We start from the raw sequence: 13,583 nt of genomic DNA on the forward strand, positions 1-13,583 counted from the left end.
TTGAGCTTAGTTTTTAACAAGCTTCCCGTCTTAGGCGACGGTTAGCAATTTTATTATTGGTACAAATGCAGGTGAAAATTTAATGAAGGCTTCGATAATAGCTGTTTTGGTTTCCAGCCTCGCTTTAAGTGCTGGGCTGGTACAGGCAGAGGGCGTTTCTCGCCTTGACGGGATAACTGTGATCGGTACCACTCCGATACACGGTGTCGGCATCGAAAAAAATCGCGTAGCTGCTGCTGTGCAAACGGCTAACAGCGCTGAGATAGAAAAGTCTCAGGCGCTGAACGTTGCAGAGCACCTTCGTTACAACTTCTCAAGCGTGACCATTAATGAAGCGGTTAATAACCCGTTCCAGCCGGATGTGCAGTACCGTGGATTTACGGCTTCTCCACTACTTGGTTTGCCGCAGGGCCTGTCTGTTTATGTTAACGGCATCCGCTTTAACGAACCGTTTGGTGACACCGTAAACTGGGATCTGTTACCGGAAGGTGCTATCGACTCTATTAACCTGTTTGCAGGCTCTAACCCAGTATTTGGTCAGAATACCCTGGGGGGGGCGCTTTCGATTAAAACTAAAAATGGTTTTGATAACGCCGGCAGCCAGATCGAAACGTCCATCGGTAGTGACGGCCGTTTTAATGTAGAAGCTCAGACCGGCGGTAATGACGGTGAGTTCGGTTACTACGTGATTGGTAACTATTATGAAGAAGATGGTTGGCGCGATCATTCTCCGACTGAAGTTCAGCAGGCAATGGCTAATCTGAGCTGGCGTGGTGAGAACGGCAATATTGAGCTGACAGTTGCGGCTAATAATAACACCATGATAGGTAATGGTTCTGTCCCTATTGAACTGATGGAAACTGCAGGTCGGGAATCGATCTACACCCAACCAGACCAGACAGAAACCCGCCTCAGCCTTTTGGCACTGAACGGCGATACCTGGCTGGATGATGATACACAGCTTGCGGGTAATGTTTATTACCGTCGTAACAAAGTTAACACACTGAACGGTGATGATAGTGATTACGAAGAGTGTGATGTGAACGCTGCTAACGATACGGCAGTGGTGCCGGGAACCGGTATTGAATCCCTCTGTGAATTCGAAGGTGATGAGGGTGATCCGTTTGACGCTGATGATTTCGAACCGATTGAATTTGTCGGATATGACGAGGCAGATGCTTTAGAAGACATCGATCCAACCCTCGATCCGGATGATCTGGACGGTACCCTAAATACCTCCGAAACCAAAATGGAGAGTCTGGGTCTGGCTTCTCAGATGACTTTCCTGGGTGACTGGAATGGTAAGGAGAACCAGTTAACGGTGGGTGCCAGCTATGATTATGCTGATATCGACTTTAAATCTGATACTGAGTTCGCTGAACTGCGTAATGATGCAGCTGCAGATGATCGTGGTGTAACAGGTGTTGGTTACTTTGACGCTGAATCCCGTGTTCGTCTGGAAACTGAAGTGCAGCATGTGGGTCTGTTTGTGACCGATACAGTTGCCCTGAGCGATCAGCTGGATCTTACCCTGTCCGGTCGTTACAACTACACCCGCATCGAGATGGTGGGTATCGGTGATAACAACCTGGACCTGACTGGTAACCACACATTCGATCGCTTCAACCCAGCGATCGGTTTGGCTTATCAGGTAACGGATAAGGTGAACTACTACGGTAGCTATAGCGAATCTTCCCGTGCGCCTACACCGGCTGAACTGAGCTGTGCAGATCCGGATGATCCGTGTAAATTGCCAAACGGTTTCGTATCCGATCCGCCACTGGAGCAGGTTGTATCGAAGACCTTTGAAGTAGGAGCCCGTGGTAACAGTCAGGGGTACGGTTGGAATGCCGGTCTATTCCACACCACTAACCACGATGACATCATCTTCCAGAATGCGGGTGGCCTGACCTCTGAAGGTTACTTCGATAACGTAGGTAAGACCCGTCGCATGGGTCTGGAACTGGCGGTGCGTAAGCAGTATCACAATCTGAATCTAGCGCTGTCTTATACCTATATGAATGCTACGTTCCAGACGGCTTTTGATTCTGTCAGCAATAACAACCCGCTGGGTGATACCCGTCCGGTTGAAAAGGGTGACAGCATTCCAGGCCTGCCAGAGCATAACCTGAAATTAGTTGCTGACTGGGCGGTATCTCCAAAATTGGATCTGGGTGCAGAAGTGACTTACCAGAGCAGTCAGTACTACCGTGGTGATGAAGCTAACGAAAACGAGAAGGTCGACGGCTTCGCTCTGTTGAACCTGCGTGGTATGTATAAGCTGAACAAAACTGTAGAACTATTTGCCCGCATCGATAACGTATTTGATAAAGAATACGAAACCTTCGGTGTTTACGGTGAATCGGATGAAGTGTTGGAAGATGCTTATCCGGGTATGGATGACCACCGCTTTGTCGGTCCAGGCAAACCTCGTAGTGGCGTGATTGGTATCCGTGCTAAGTTCTAAATCACGAGCAATAACGGCTGAGTTGTTCTCTGCTGGATCTCGGGACCGTCGGCGTATCTAAAATGTCGTCATACGTCAACGGTACCCGTTTTGCGCCAGCAGTGATTATCTCTCTGCTGGTGCACTGTATTCTGGTTTTGGTACTTCTCACTAATCCCGAACTGTTACAGGCAGGATTAGCCAGTGCGACTGCACTCGAAATTAAGCAGAAGCTGGCTACTATGCAGGATAGCCTCTATTGCAATTCAGGTAATTAAACCAGAGCCTAAACCAACACCGGAACCTAAACAGGAGCTAAAAACTGCGGAGCCGCTCGCAGCAGTTGAACAAAGTAACCGCATAGCAGCTGGGGTACTCAATAAAGTGTTCACCCAGCCAAATTACCGCTCCAAGTCGCAACCACCAGAATACCCGCGTAAAGCAATGCGTAAGCGACAGCAAGGAACGGTGTTACTGCGAGTGCTTGTTGGGCCCCAAGGGCGTAATCTGGAAGTAAAGCTTTATAAAAGCAGTGGTTATGAAAGTTTGGATGAAGCCGCAATCGAGGCTGTAAAAGGTTGGCAAATAGAACCTGCGATGATTGATGGACAGAGGGTATCTGCTTGGGTGGAGGTGCCGGTGACTTTTTCAATAAAATAATCATGTGTTCGTGTGCGGCCCGCACATCTGCATTGCCTAGGTTGCTAAGAAAAGCATTTATAGCACCAATTCCTTGAAGTCGTGGTCGACCTCGTCTTGGGTGATACCGATGTAACGCAATGTCACACTCTCAGAGTTATGCCTGAGCATCTTCATTACACGCGCAATATCCTTGGTGGATTTATAAAGGTGATAGCCCCGTGTTTTTCGCATGGAGTGGGTTCCAAGTGATATTCGGAGTTCCTCACCTATAGATCCAAAAGCCTTGCTGACAGCACGTCGAGAGAGGGGACGGGGAGTTCGATTAATGGATTGACGGTTGCGGTATGACTGGAACAGGTAGATATGATGGGGATGATCCTGATGAATTCGCTGAATGATCTTCAGGGCTTTGGGGTTTAAAGGGATATTGGCTTGCTTTCCTGTCTTTTGTTCACGGAGGACCAATCGGTCCTCCTCTATGTCGCTGAACTTAATCGATAGCAGATCGGAGATCCGCAGTGCTAAGTTCAGTCCAATATTCCAGATGTCAGCCATCTGTTGACTATGCCGCCGAGAGAGCAGGTGGCTAATCAGGCAGATGGTCTCTGGATCTTTGACGGCGTGCACCTCTGTCATAGTCAGGTTCCTTTTTTCGTTTGAAATGGGGAATTTGAGAATTTAGACGGGCCCCTTCGTTCTGAGCCCAGTATTCATGCGGGTTGGTAAGTTCCCAAAAGGACAATATGGGAACTTCGGTTGAGGGTTAGAGTAAACCGCGTTCGGCGAAGGATGCGGGCGTCGCTCCCACCACAATGTGGTCCAGCACACGGACATCGATCAACAACCTGGCAGCCATGTCGCACTCTGATCCCACCCACCTCGCCGATGGGTGTTACCATGCCGTTGCTGCAGACCAATCTGAATAAACCGAGATCTAACTGATACGCACTGCTTCGATCATGGCTGTTGCAGAGCACCAGTTCAGCCACAGAATCACCGACGTGGATCTGCCGATCCGGATCTTGGCGAAACCGAACCATATGACGAGCGACAGAGCGTCGCTCGGGTAACCGCGACATCGTTTGTTGAGCGCGGACGGGGTGCCAGCCCTCTTTTTGTAAGGCATTGACCACCTCAATGGTGGGCACAAAACCATAACGGTCTGACACCTGGCTATCGGGTGTGTCCGCAAAAATAGCGGGTGCATTACGGTAAAGCTGGTTTTCGGAAAGGATGTTCATGGTCATGGGTAAACTCCTAATAAATGGCCACAGCCAAACACTCCCATAGAGTGCTTGGAGCTGAGGCGATGACTTGGAACAGGGGAAGTCGCTGTACGGTGAATTCGATGATGCCGCACTCGATATGAGCTGTAGGGCTGAAGCCGAAGAGGCGTTCATACCTTCGTGAGGTTATTGAAGGGCCATAGATCCGACCAAAGCCGGGCCGTATTCCTTGGAATTTTGGGTATATGTACGTCGCTGAATTTAATTAGCGAGGTATTCAAGCTGAGGGGGGGGGAGCTCGGAGTTACTCGTCGCTGCGAAAGGTTTGTCCGCAGTCAGTACATTCCAGATCATCGAGGATGTGCTCATCCTGCTTCTCACCAATCTTTGAGCCTGCCAAGGTGCCGGTCACACCACCAGCAAGCCCGCCGAGTAGTGCTTAAATAGTGTCCAAAATCATTTAAACACTCCATTCCATGAGCAAGATAAATATTTTGCTTCTATTTTTTACTGCAACAAGTTAAAAAAGAAAGATGGGCTCTAATTCGCGCTCAAGAGCATGCGACCTCTGGCTTGTAGCGCAGAACGTCTACAGAAAGCTTTAGTAAAAGCCCTTAGGGCACAAATAATTTAAAACGGACATAAGTTAAATCAACAAAAGGATGACCATGAAAAACAAAGCGTTAATTTTTTTTATGCTTTTTTCCTCATTTAAAGTAAGTGCTGAAATTGATAGTCCTCAGCAATGTTTCGATGAAAAAGTAAAAGAGTGGAGAGATACTCTTCAACTAGATGAGCATTCAATACCAGGAAGGAACCTTCGATGGGAATTTGAAGAGGAGTGCGAACAGGAGCTTCAGCACTCTACCCTCCCTTCGCCTACCCAAGCAACTGCATCTAACAGCAAAGAATTCTTTAATAAGTCATTTTCTTATGAGATAGACTTTACCAATCTAGAAGACGTCACGAATGCCTTGCACGCACTAGTTGATTTTGAAAGAGATATAGAACAAGAACGTAGTGAGATAACAAGACCATTCAAGGATGAAGTAATGGCTCTACTCTCAGAAATCGATAGACTTGATACTCAGGAACGTAGAGACAATAAGTCCGCCAGAGATTCATCCAAAGCAAAATACGAAAGTGAATCCAATGAAATAGATGACCATCTATATCAAATAAATAAAAAAATTAAATCACTTTCCATCAAAAAACGAATGATTGACAATTCACTTTCACATGAACAAGAAATTTTACGAGACAAAAAACTAGACGAGGAAATAGAAGCTTTAAAGTCAAAGAAAGATTCACTTCAACAAAAAAAATCAAAACTATACGACGCCCACAAAGAAGCTTTACGTACTGACTCCATATCATACGAAGCCGAACAAAATAAATTGAGAAAAAGAAAAGACCTATTGGATAGAAGAATAGAAGAAATCGACGATGAGTTTCATTCAAAATACGATTTCTCCGAACTAAAAGACAAGTTAATTTATGCAGAGCTTGATATCAAAGCCAAGATAACCCGTGAAAAGAGAAAAAAAGCTCTCATCAGCCTAAGAAATAAAGCCAAAATAACTGAAGAAGAATATTTTGTGCCAATTTTTGAATGTTCTGCGAAAGGAGCATTTTATTGCTTTAGTTCAAGTAACAAAATATATGCAATAAAAAATACCGTAACAGTGTCCAATAACAGCAAAGCCAAAGCAGCCATATATGAAGAAGTTGGCCAAGGAGAGGTTCAAGATTATTACAAAGACAGATCCTCAGCTAGTGCAGAGGCGCTTATAGGTAGAAAGACCTATACGGCAGCAATGATAACTGAACAAATTTCACAACAGGCAAAAATATGGATCTCAGGCACCAACAGAAAGCCCCATATTTTCATGGCTAGAAAGGACAGATAAAATGAACACTACCTTCAAAAGGGCATATTTTTACTTTGTTATTGCCATTTCTTTTCTAATTTCTGGTTGCTCTGATTCTTTGAGTGGAGAAGGCCCTATATATTTCACAACAGCGTTCCAATGCGAACATAAATTTTCCGAATCTGGCTGGTGTTTTAGCACTCCATCTAGAATTTTTAGTTCCGATTATAAATTTGTTGGTCAAGGGAGCGTTCAAGACTACATAGTTGAAAACGGAAAAGTATGTGTTTCAAATACAGAAGGTTGTATCAAAATCAATGTAGAGATAGCTGATAGAAAATAATCACACCCATAGCACCCTACAATTGGGGTGCTATGGAATATTTATATAAATCATGCCTCTATTCGTAAACAAAACTACTCTTTCCAAAACAAAAATCACATGAGCAAGGTCCTCGGTAAGCGTCCACACATCACACCTTCTGCTTTTAGGATAACCCGCTAACATATGTGCCCACCAATATATAAGTGGGCACCTAGATGACTAACCTACCAATCTTGTTATAACGCGGTTCATTCCCCCTTGAGGGCCGCGAAGTGTTCTGTCAGTTTCCAAAGCGCTCGGTTAAGCCGCACATCTTCAGTTACTGAACGGATAGGACGAGTACGTGTTCGGCGTCCTTGGCTAGAACGTCCGTGTAAGCCGCCTTTGAGTAGGTTTTCTTGGGTACGGTTAAAGATATGCCAGAGGTCGGGATCTCGATCTTCTGAGCGTCGTGCCTGAAGAATGGCGTCGGGAGACACTGGGCTGGCATTCACCCAGTCTTCCCCATAGCGCAACGTCAGGGCGGATTGTGCGAATAGTTGTGCTTCATCCGGTGATAGTCGCAGTGATCGGAAGCGATCAACGGAGGAGATGATCTCGGGGGCATCGTCGATGAGGGCGATGGAGCCTTCAAGAATTTCATCAACAACCTGGCAGCCATGTCGCACTCTGATCCCACCCACCTCGCCGATGGGTGTTACCATGCCGTTGCTGCAGACCAATCTGAATAAACCGAGATCTAACTGATACGCACTGCTTCGATCATGGCTGTTGCAGAGCACCAGTTCAGCCACAGAATCACCGACGTGGATCTGCCGATCCGGATCTTGGCGAAACCGAACCATATGACGAGCGACAGAGCGTCGCTCGGGTAACCGCGACATCGTTTGTTGAGCGCGGACGGGGTGCCAGCCCTCTTTTTGTAAGGCATTGACCACCTCAATGGTGGGCACAAAACCATAACGGTCTGACACCTGGCTATCGGGTGTGTCCGCAAAAATAGCGGGTGCATTACGGTAAAGCTGGTTTTCGGAAAGGATGTTCATGGTCATGGGTAAACTCCTAATAAATGGCCACAGCCAAACACTCCCATAGAGTGCTTGGAGCTGAGGCGATGACTTGGAACAGGGGAAGCCGTTGTACGGTGAATTCGATGAGGCCTATACCAGCCTGGGATGGTTTGATCTGAATCGAACGAGAAACTCAAGGCTCGATGGTTTATTGAAGCTCTATGCGCTTTCTATATGTAAGGGGCATAAAGCCGGCAAACACCGGGGTATTTCTTGGGATTTTGGTAAGTCGCTGTTGCTGAATTTCATCGGAGTGTTATGAAAGGTGGAAGGGTGATTGAGCTCGGAGTTACTCATCGCTGCGAAAGGTTTGCCCGCAGTTAGTACATTCCAGATCATCGAGGATGTGCTCATCCAGCTTCTCACCAATCTTTGAGCCTGCCAAGGTGCCGGTCACTCCACCCGCAAGCCCGCCGAGTAGTGCTCCGGCAAATCCGCCGAGGGCAATTCCCACTGGGCCACCAACGGCACCAAGGGCCATCCCCGTGCTAGCACCTGAAGTGGCACCGGCAACACCGCTAGCGGTGCCTGCCACTCCGCCTGTAATACCGCCTACGTTACGTCCTTTGTGACGATGGACAACAGACTCTGATCTGCAATTTGGACATGAATATGACATGGATAGGATCTCCTGAGAGTGAATGATAGAACCAGGCTGGTGGCCTGGATAAACAGCATTAGGTTGTTCTCAGGAAGGTGATATATGTCTGAGATTTTTTTATTTGATAAGTAATTTTTTACTAACTTTGTACATATGTTATGGGAGCGTTTTTAAATGAATTACGAGGTTTTAATATCAGTAATGCAAGTAAAACAAATGCATTATGAGATTCTTTAATTTTGGATCTTATATTATTAATGACAGTGAATATAAGAAACATACCGTAAGGTATAAGTTTCTATATATAGAACATAAATGGTTTATATTTTTAAGGTATTGGTATGTTTGATTATGAGGAGATAGATAAGATTGTTGACGATAAATGGGGGTATGAAGTAATAGACGATAAGGTTTATGTAACAGAGGACAGAGATATATCCAGAATTCTTTTGAGAGTAGATAAGGCGGTTAGAAATTTCAGGTTGAGTGACTATACTCTAAATTTAAATAAATCATCTAAACGAAATTTTGGGGAGCTTATATTTAAAAAAATATATTTTGGTGATAAGAAGGAAATAAAAACCAGTAACAAGCAGATAAAATGCTTTTTTGATTGTTATCTTTCCATGAGAGGATTTAAGAAAAGGGGACTGTTTAAAGTTAGAGCACACTCTCCTCACATCACTGCATACCTACAGTGGATGGATGACATCGAACGGTCGGTAGTTTCGTTCGATAAGATTAGATCGATACACGGAGAGACTGTTAACTATAACGATCTAGAGCATAGAATCTATAAGTGTTTCGAAAGGCTTTCGGAGAAACTCAGTGAACCAAAATTTCAGAAGCTCATACTGAAATCAAAACAGACTACAGACAAAAATTATCGGAGTATGCTTTCCTACATCGATAAGCTTTTTAAAAAGCGGTCTCGGTTATTAGTAGTGCGTGTGGATCTAAGTTACAAGGCAGAAATTGCCGATATCTGCCGAAGAGCAAGCTTTACTATGGCTGATCATGTCTCTGAGTTTGAGCAGGTCAAGGCCGATTTGGAGCGCCTCCTGCGTAACAGGCGACATAATAAAATATTTCGTGGATTGTTAGGATATATCTGGAAACTGGAGCATGGAGTGTTGAGAGGTTATCACTACCATGTTGTATTTTTCTTTGATGGTGCAATTCGACGCGGAGATATATGGTAAGCCCCCAGTTCTCTAGACACCTCATAGATATATAATCGACGAAAATAATGAGGTGTACGATGCGCGGAAAACGTTACCCAGAAGAATTCAAAATCCAAGCGGTTAAGCAGGTCACGGATAAGGGCTATACGATTACTGATGTCGCTGAGCGACTCGGTGTAACTTATAAAAGCCTTTACGCTTGGGTGCAAAAATACAGCCAGCCCGATAGCTGCCGACAAGCGGATGATGCCCAGTCCGCTGAGATCAAAAAACTCAAAGCTGAATTACGCCGCGTCACTGAAGAGCGTGACATTTTAAAGGAAGCCGCGGTGTACTTCGCAGGGGAGTCAAAGAAAAGTACACGTTCATAAAGTCGCGACTCAAGAAATTTCGTGTAGCCGTCATGTGTCGTGTATTGGCTGTCCATCGCAGCGGCTTTTACGCATGGTTGAAGCAACCTTTTAGCCCTCGAGCACGCGAAGACCAACGCTTAGCAGTAAAGATTAAACAGTTTTGGCTTGAAAGCGGCTGTGTGTATGGTTACCGCAATATCACTATCGATTTAAAACGAGATGGTGAGCTATGCGGAAAGAACAGAGTGCATCGTATTATGCGTAGCGAAGGTTTGTCGGCTGTCCGTGGTTATCGCCGTCACCCTGGTTTCAAAGGAGGAAAACGACACCCTGCTGCCGAAAATATCCTTAATCGAGCATTCGAGGTCACTCAGCCTGATCAAGTGTGGGTAACTGATTTCACATACATTAGAACCTACGAAGGTTGGTTATATCTCACGGTAGTGATTGATCTGTTCTCACGTAAAGTCATCGGTTGGACGATGAAAAGCTCACCCAAAACAGACCTCGTTATCGATGCGTTACTGATGGCTATTTGGGGTCGAAGACCAACAACAAAGGTTCTTGTTCATTCAGATCAAGGGGTTCAATATACCTCAGGTGACTGGCGTAGGTTCCTTAAGGATCATAATCTGGAAGCCAGTATGAGTCGTCGTGGTAATTGCCATGACAATGCTGTTGCGGAGTCGTTTTTTTCGTTACTCAAAAAGGATCGAGTTCAACGGAAGATTTATAGAACACGCGATGAGGCTAGAGCTGAGATATTTGATTACATAGAAGGTTTCTATAACCCTCGAAGAAATCATGGTACTAATGATGGGCTGTCACCAGCGGAAGCTGAAAGGCAGTTTTTTAGAAACTAGAAAGTGTCTAGAATTTTGGGGTCTTACCAACATGCGTAGGTTTTTTAAGAAGGCAGGATCATTATGATCTGGGTTAGACCAGAGTTTACCAGTGATTTGGCAGCGCTTGGCGAATTTTTCAATCCTGATATTTTCGAGGGTAAAGCCTAGTTTTTCCATAATAGGGACAGGTGGCATTTGTTTTATGGACCCGTTTACCGCAATCATCTAACTGACGCATATAGACTGCGGTCTCACATGCTGACGTGATAACACTTCTAAGTGCAACGATAGATTCTTGCTTTCGCGCTTTGTTGGCACGGTAGAGATTAGAAAGCTACTAAGTCGCGTGGTTAAAAAAATCTGAGAGGGCTTTTTCCGCTAGTAATTCCATAAGTGCTAAAGCATTTTCAATTCGTTGGCTGGAAAGCTTAGGTTGACTTAGAGTGCGGCAAAAACAACAAAATACTGTTGGGAGTATAGTAGTGGTGGAATAAAAAAGGCCGCTAAGCGGCCTTTATTTTATAGAGAAGCACAGAACATCTCATGCAGGGTGTGAATGATCCGTTTCGCAGTGTCCCCCTGTAGGGAATAATAGATGGTTTGAGATTCCCGACGGGTTTTCACTAGTCCATCTTTCCTTAGTACTGCCAGGTGCTGGGATAAAGCAGACTGGCTTAAATCTAGGCAATTATTCAGTTCAGTAACTGAAAGCTCCTTTCCATCCAGATAGCATAGGATGAGTAGTCGACTTTCATTGCCTAGCGCTTTCATTAATTTTGCAGCCTTGCCTGCATTGGTTCTCATAAGTTCCAATGTTTCCGGATCTAAGGTCGCGTTGTTGGTCTCGTTCAAGTTAACACTCCGAAGCGCTGTATTGTTTTTATCTATGGGCTCACAACGGATTAGTCTACGAACTCTGCGGTTCATTTGTTTGACTTAATCCAGACTTCATCCCCAATTTGCAGCTTCTGTCGATTTTTATATCAACTTATAATTATAGATAGTGCATTTTTTATAACAGGGTAAATGATACCTCAGATCCACTTATATTCGCAATTTGACTATTATTTCTTTTATATATTAGCATTATCTGATGTTGTTTGGCTTTGGTCGAATTGAGAGGAAAAATGAGGAGAAAATCTAGCTGGTTGGTCTTACCAATGCAGAGGCCTAAGTTTGTTTTTGGGTTGATTTTAGCGCTTGTTTTTACAGCGCTTTTACCAATTTCAAATATTAAAATTGATACAGACCCAGAGAACATACTACCTCACGACTAGGTTGATCGTATGTTCCATGAGCAAGTGAAGCTGCGCTTTGGCTTACATGACATGATTGTGGTTGGGATCGTGAACTCCCTACAGGAAAAAGGGGTTTATAACCCTGAAACATTTTCGATGCTGTATGATACCTCAACAGTAGTTGATTCTATGAAAGGGGTGATCCGCCAAGATTTAATAGCATTAAATACAGTTGATAACATTAGCCATTCATTCGAGCAGGATGGAGCAATCCTGTTTGAATGGATGATGAAAACGGTCCCTTCAACTTAGCTTAAAGCAGACAAAATCCAAGCCGCAGTCGAACGCTTACCCCTGTTAAAAAATACTTTGGTATCGGCTGATACCGAAGCTGCTGCTATTTATATTCCGATCATTAATAAGTCAGAAAGCTATCGTTTAGCGAACGAAATTCAAGCTGTAGTTGATGAGCTAAAGTTTAAATATCCAGATTCGGGTAACGAATTTCATATTACAGGTTTGCCTGTTGTTGAAAATCCCTTTGGGGTTGAGATGTTTATTCAAATCGCAATCTCAGCTCCTTTCGCTGGTTTAATGATTTTTGCCCTTATGTGGTTTTTCTTCCGTTCAATGTTGTTGATTACAGCACCTATGCTGGTAGCTATGGACCCATCGCCTAAATTAACGGGCGTTGCAGGATAATCTGACACTCAGTTGGTTTAGTTTTTATTCGCCTACGGACGATGATTTTTATCACAGGCCATCAGCTAAATATCGGTTCAGTGATGATTTGAAACTCATCGTAGGTGTTAATCTCTTTGGGGGACAGCAAGCACATTCGTTCTTTGGTCAGTTTGAAGATGCGTCTAATCTTTATGCGAGAATCAGGTGGGGTTATTAGAACCAATTCAGGTATGATCGCGCCATTTAAAGGATCTAGTTAGACGAAAACTTAGATGAAAAAATCAGATAAAAAACTCGAAAAAGTAATACGGGAAACGCTAACCGAGGTTTGTGATATTGCCTTAGAAACCGTCCCAGGCTTTTGTTGGATTACCCATAAAGTGGACTTTTCTCGTTTTCCTGATTCGTTAAAAGTGATTGCAATTTTTGAGGATGAATCCATTCTGGCGCTTGCGAGAAATACACATGAGGATCACTTTTTACATAGTTTAATTACGGAGAAACTGGCTAAAGAGGGAGTCAAACTGAGTAAACCGGCTAAACAGATTTTTCTCGACTCTGAAGAAGCTTGTGAAGATGCCTACGGGGGCGATTGGAGTCTAAGGCTCAATCGTTATTAGTCCTATTTTCATCCTTATAGCTAAACCAAAAACTGTTTCTTCTCGTACGAACCAAAATTGCTTGATTGGAGCTTGCTATGTCTAGTCCAGACGAATGTGTCTGTTTTGTAGTTGTATCTGATCAAACGGTTCTGTTTGAGCGCCGAAATGATAATGTTCTAGATAATTCATACAGAATAAATATACCTGGTGGTCATATCGAGCAAGGTGAATCCCAAGAGCAAGCTTTATTCAGAGAGATAAAGGAAGAATTGGGTATTATACCGTTATCTTATCAATTCTTAGGTTCTCAGGATTTTGAGCTAAAAGCGAATCAGTTGCTGCATTACTATTTGATCACTAAATGGGAAGGCGAAGTACAAGCGCTGGAGGGACAAAATTTGCAATGGTTAAAGGCTTGTAAGGGTGCTGGAATAAATTCAGTGGATCAAAAAATTTTAGAGATGGCAGGTCTTTGGAAAGTGAGTATCTAGCTTTA

At 44.3% G+C, this 13,583-nt stretch carries 15 protein-coding genes and 2 pseudogenes; 11 read left to right on the top strand and 6 right to left on the bottom strand.

The window, feature by feature from the left end; genetic code table 11:
- Positions 1-82 precede the first annotated feature (82 nt).
- From ACMXYO_RS05640 to ACMXYO_RS05650, 3 genes are all read left to right on the top strand, one after another.
- Complete coding sequence (locus ACMXYO_RS05640; protein WP_415887572.1) at positions 83-2,467, top strand: TonB-dependent receptor; 2,385 nt, start codon at positions 83-85, stop codon at positions 2,465-2,467.
- A 62-nt stretch (positions 2,468-2,529) separates the two neighbouring features.
- The gene (locus ACMXYO_RS05645) at positions 2,530-2,724 is read left to right on the top strand and encodes a hypothetical protein (RefSeq protein ID WP_415887573.1); all 195 of its coding nucleotides are present in this window, start codon (positions 2,530-2,532) and stop codon (positions 2,722-2,724) included.
- A gap of 106 nt (positions 2,725-2,830) precedes the next feature.
- Positions 2,831-3,106 (top strand): energy transducer TonB, encoded by a 276-nt coding sequence (locus ACMXYO_RS05650; RefSeq protein WP_415887574.1) that lies wholly within the window; start codon positions 2,831-2,833, stop codon positions 3,104-3,106.
- A gap of 57 nt (positions 3,107-3,163) precedes the next feature.
- Here the strand turns inward: ACMXYO_RS05650 and ACMXYO_RS05655 are convergent, their stop codons facing one another.
- From ACMXYO_RS05655 to ACMXYO_RS05665, 3 genes and pseudogenes are all read right to left on the bottom strand, one after another.
- Positions 3,164-3,724 (bottom strand): tyrosine-type recombinase/integrase, encoded by a 561-nt coding sequence (locus tag ACMXYO_RS05655; protein WP_415887575.1) that lies wholly within the window; start codon positions 3,722-3,724, stop codon positions 3,164-3,166.
- A gap of 127 nt (positions 3,725-3,851) precedes the next feature.
- Positions 3,852-3,980 (bottom strand): annotated as a pseudogene (locus ACMXYO_RS05660) (DNA repair protein RadC); the annotation flags it as partial.
- Between the two features lies 1 nt (position 3,981).
- Positions 3,982-4,488, bottom strand: a pseudogene (locus tag ACMXYO_RS05665) (DUF932 domain-containing protein); the annotation flags it as partial.
- Between the two features lie 494 nt (positions 4,489-4,982).
- Here ACMXYO_RS05665 and ACMXYO_RS05670 point away from each other — a divergent pair.
- Entirely contained in the window at positions 4,983-6,224 is a 1,242-nt protein-coding gene (locus ACMXYO_RS05670) for a hypothetical protein (RefSeq protein ID WP_415887576.1), read from the top strand.
- A gap of 1 nt (position 6,225) precedes the next feature.
- Complete coding sequence (locus ACMXYO_RS05675; protein ID WP_415887577.1) at positions 6,226-6,528, top strand: hypothetical protein; 303 nt, start codon at positions 6,226-6,228, stop codon at positions 6,526-6,528.
- 230 nt (positions 6,529-6,758) lie between these two features.
- On the opposite strand, the gene ACMXYO_RS05680 is transcribed toward ACMXYO_RS05675, so the two are convergent.
- A complete protein-coding gene (locus ACMXYO_RS05680; RefSeq protein WP_415887578.1) occupies positions 6,759-7,562 on the bottom strand; it encodes a DUF932 domain-containing protein in 804 nt (267 codons plus the stop codon).
- A gap of 307 nt (positions 7,563-7,869) precedes the next feature.
- Positions 7,870-8,199: a hypothetical protein gene (locus ACMXYO_RS05685; protein WP_415887579.1), complete on the bottom strand. Its 330-nt coding sequence runs from the start codon at positions 8,197-8,199 to the stop codon at positions 7,870-7,872.
- A 323-nt stretch (positions 8,200-8,522) separates the two neighbouring features.
- Between ACMXYO_RS05685 and ACMXYO_RS05690 the strand changes: the two genes are divergently transcribed.
- Positions 8,523-9,383, top strand: a complete 861-nt coding sequence (locus tag ACMXYO_RS05690; protein ID WP_415887580.1) for an inovirus-type Gp2 protein — start codon at positions 8,523-8,525, stop codon at positions 9,381-9,383.
- A gap of 59 nt (positions 9,384-9,442) precedes the next feature.
- Positions 9,443-10,581, top strand: a protein-coding gene (locus ACMXYO_RS05695) for an IS3 family transposase (protein WP_415884722.1) whose coding sequence is annotated in 2 segments (ribosomal slippage) — positions 9,443-9,680 and positions 9,680-10,581 — 1,140 coding nt in all. Because the reading frame shifts where the segments join, the coding sequence is not laid out codon by codon here.
- A gap of 501 nt (positions 10,582-11,082) precedes the next feature.
- Here the strand turns inward: ACMXYO_RS05695 and ACMXYO_RS05700 are convergent.
- Entirely contained in the window at positions 11,083-11,367 is a 285-nt protein-coding gene (locus tag ACMXYO_RS05700) for an ArsR/SmtB family transcription factor (protein WP_415884646.1), read from the bottom strand.
- Positions 11,368-11,849: 482 nt separating this feature from the next.
- Between ACMXYO_RS05700 and ACMXYO_RS05705 the strand changes: the two genes are divergently transcribed.
- The 4 genes from ACMXYO_RS05705 (at position 11,850) to ACMXYO_RS05720 (ending at position 13,578) form a co-directional block, all read left to right on the top strand.
- Positions 11,850-12,113 carry a hypothetical protein gene (locus tag ACMXYO_RS05705; RefSeq protein ID WP_415887581.1) on the top strand — a complete coding sequence of 88 codons (264 nt, stop codon included), beginning with the start codon at positions 11,850-11,852 and terminating at the stop codon, positions 12,111-12,113.
- 57 nt (positions 12,114-12,170) lie between these two features.
- Positions 12,171-12,503 (top strand): hypothetical protein, encoded by a 333-nt coding sequence (locus ACMXYO_RS05710; RefSeq protein ID WP_415887582.1) that lies wholly within the window; start codon positions 12,171-12,173, stop codon positions 12,501-12,503.
- A 254-nt stretch (positions 12,504-12,757) separates the two neighbouring features.
- Entirely contained in the window at positions 12,758-13,105 is a 348-nt protein-coding gene (locus ACMXYO_RS05715) for a Fis family transcriptional regulator (RefSeq protein WP_415887583.1), read from the top strand.
- 77 nt (positions 13,106-13,182) lie between these two features.
- Positions 13,183-13,578: an NUDIX domain-containing protein gene (locus ACMXYO_RS05720; protein ID WP_415887584.1), complete on the top strand. Its 396-nt coding sequence runs from the start codon at positions 13,183-13,185 to the stop codon at positions 13,576-13,578.
- Positions 13,579-13,583: the final 5 nt, after the last annotated feature.

The organism is Neptuniibacter sp. QD37_6 (assembly GCF_047778085.1).
Classification (GTDB): domain Bacteria; phylum Pseudomonadota; class Gammaproteobacteria; order Pseudomonadales; family Balneatricaceae; genus Neptuniibacter.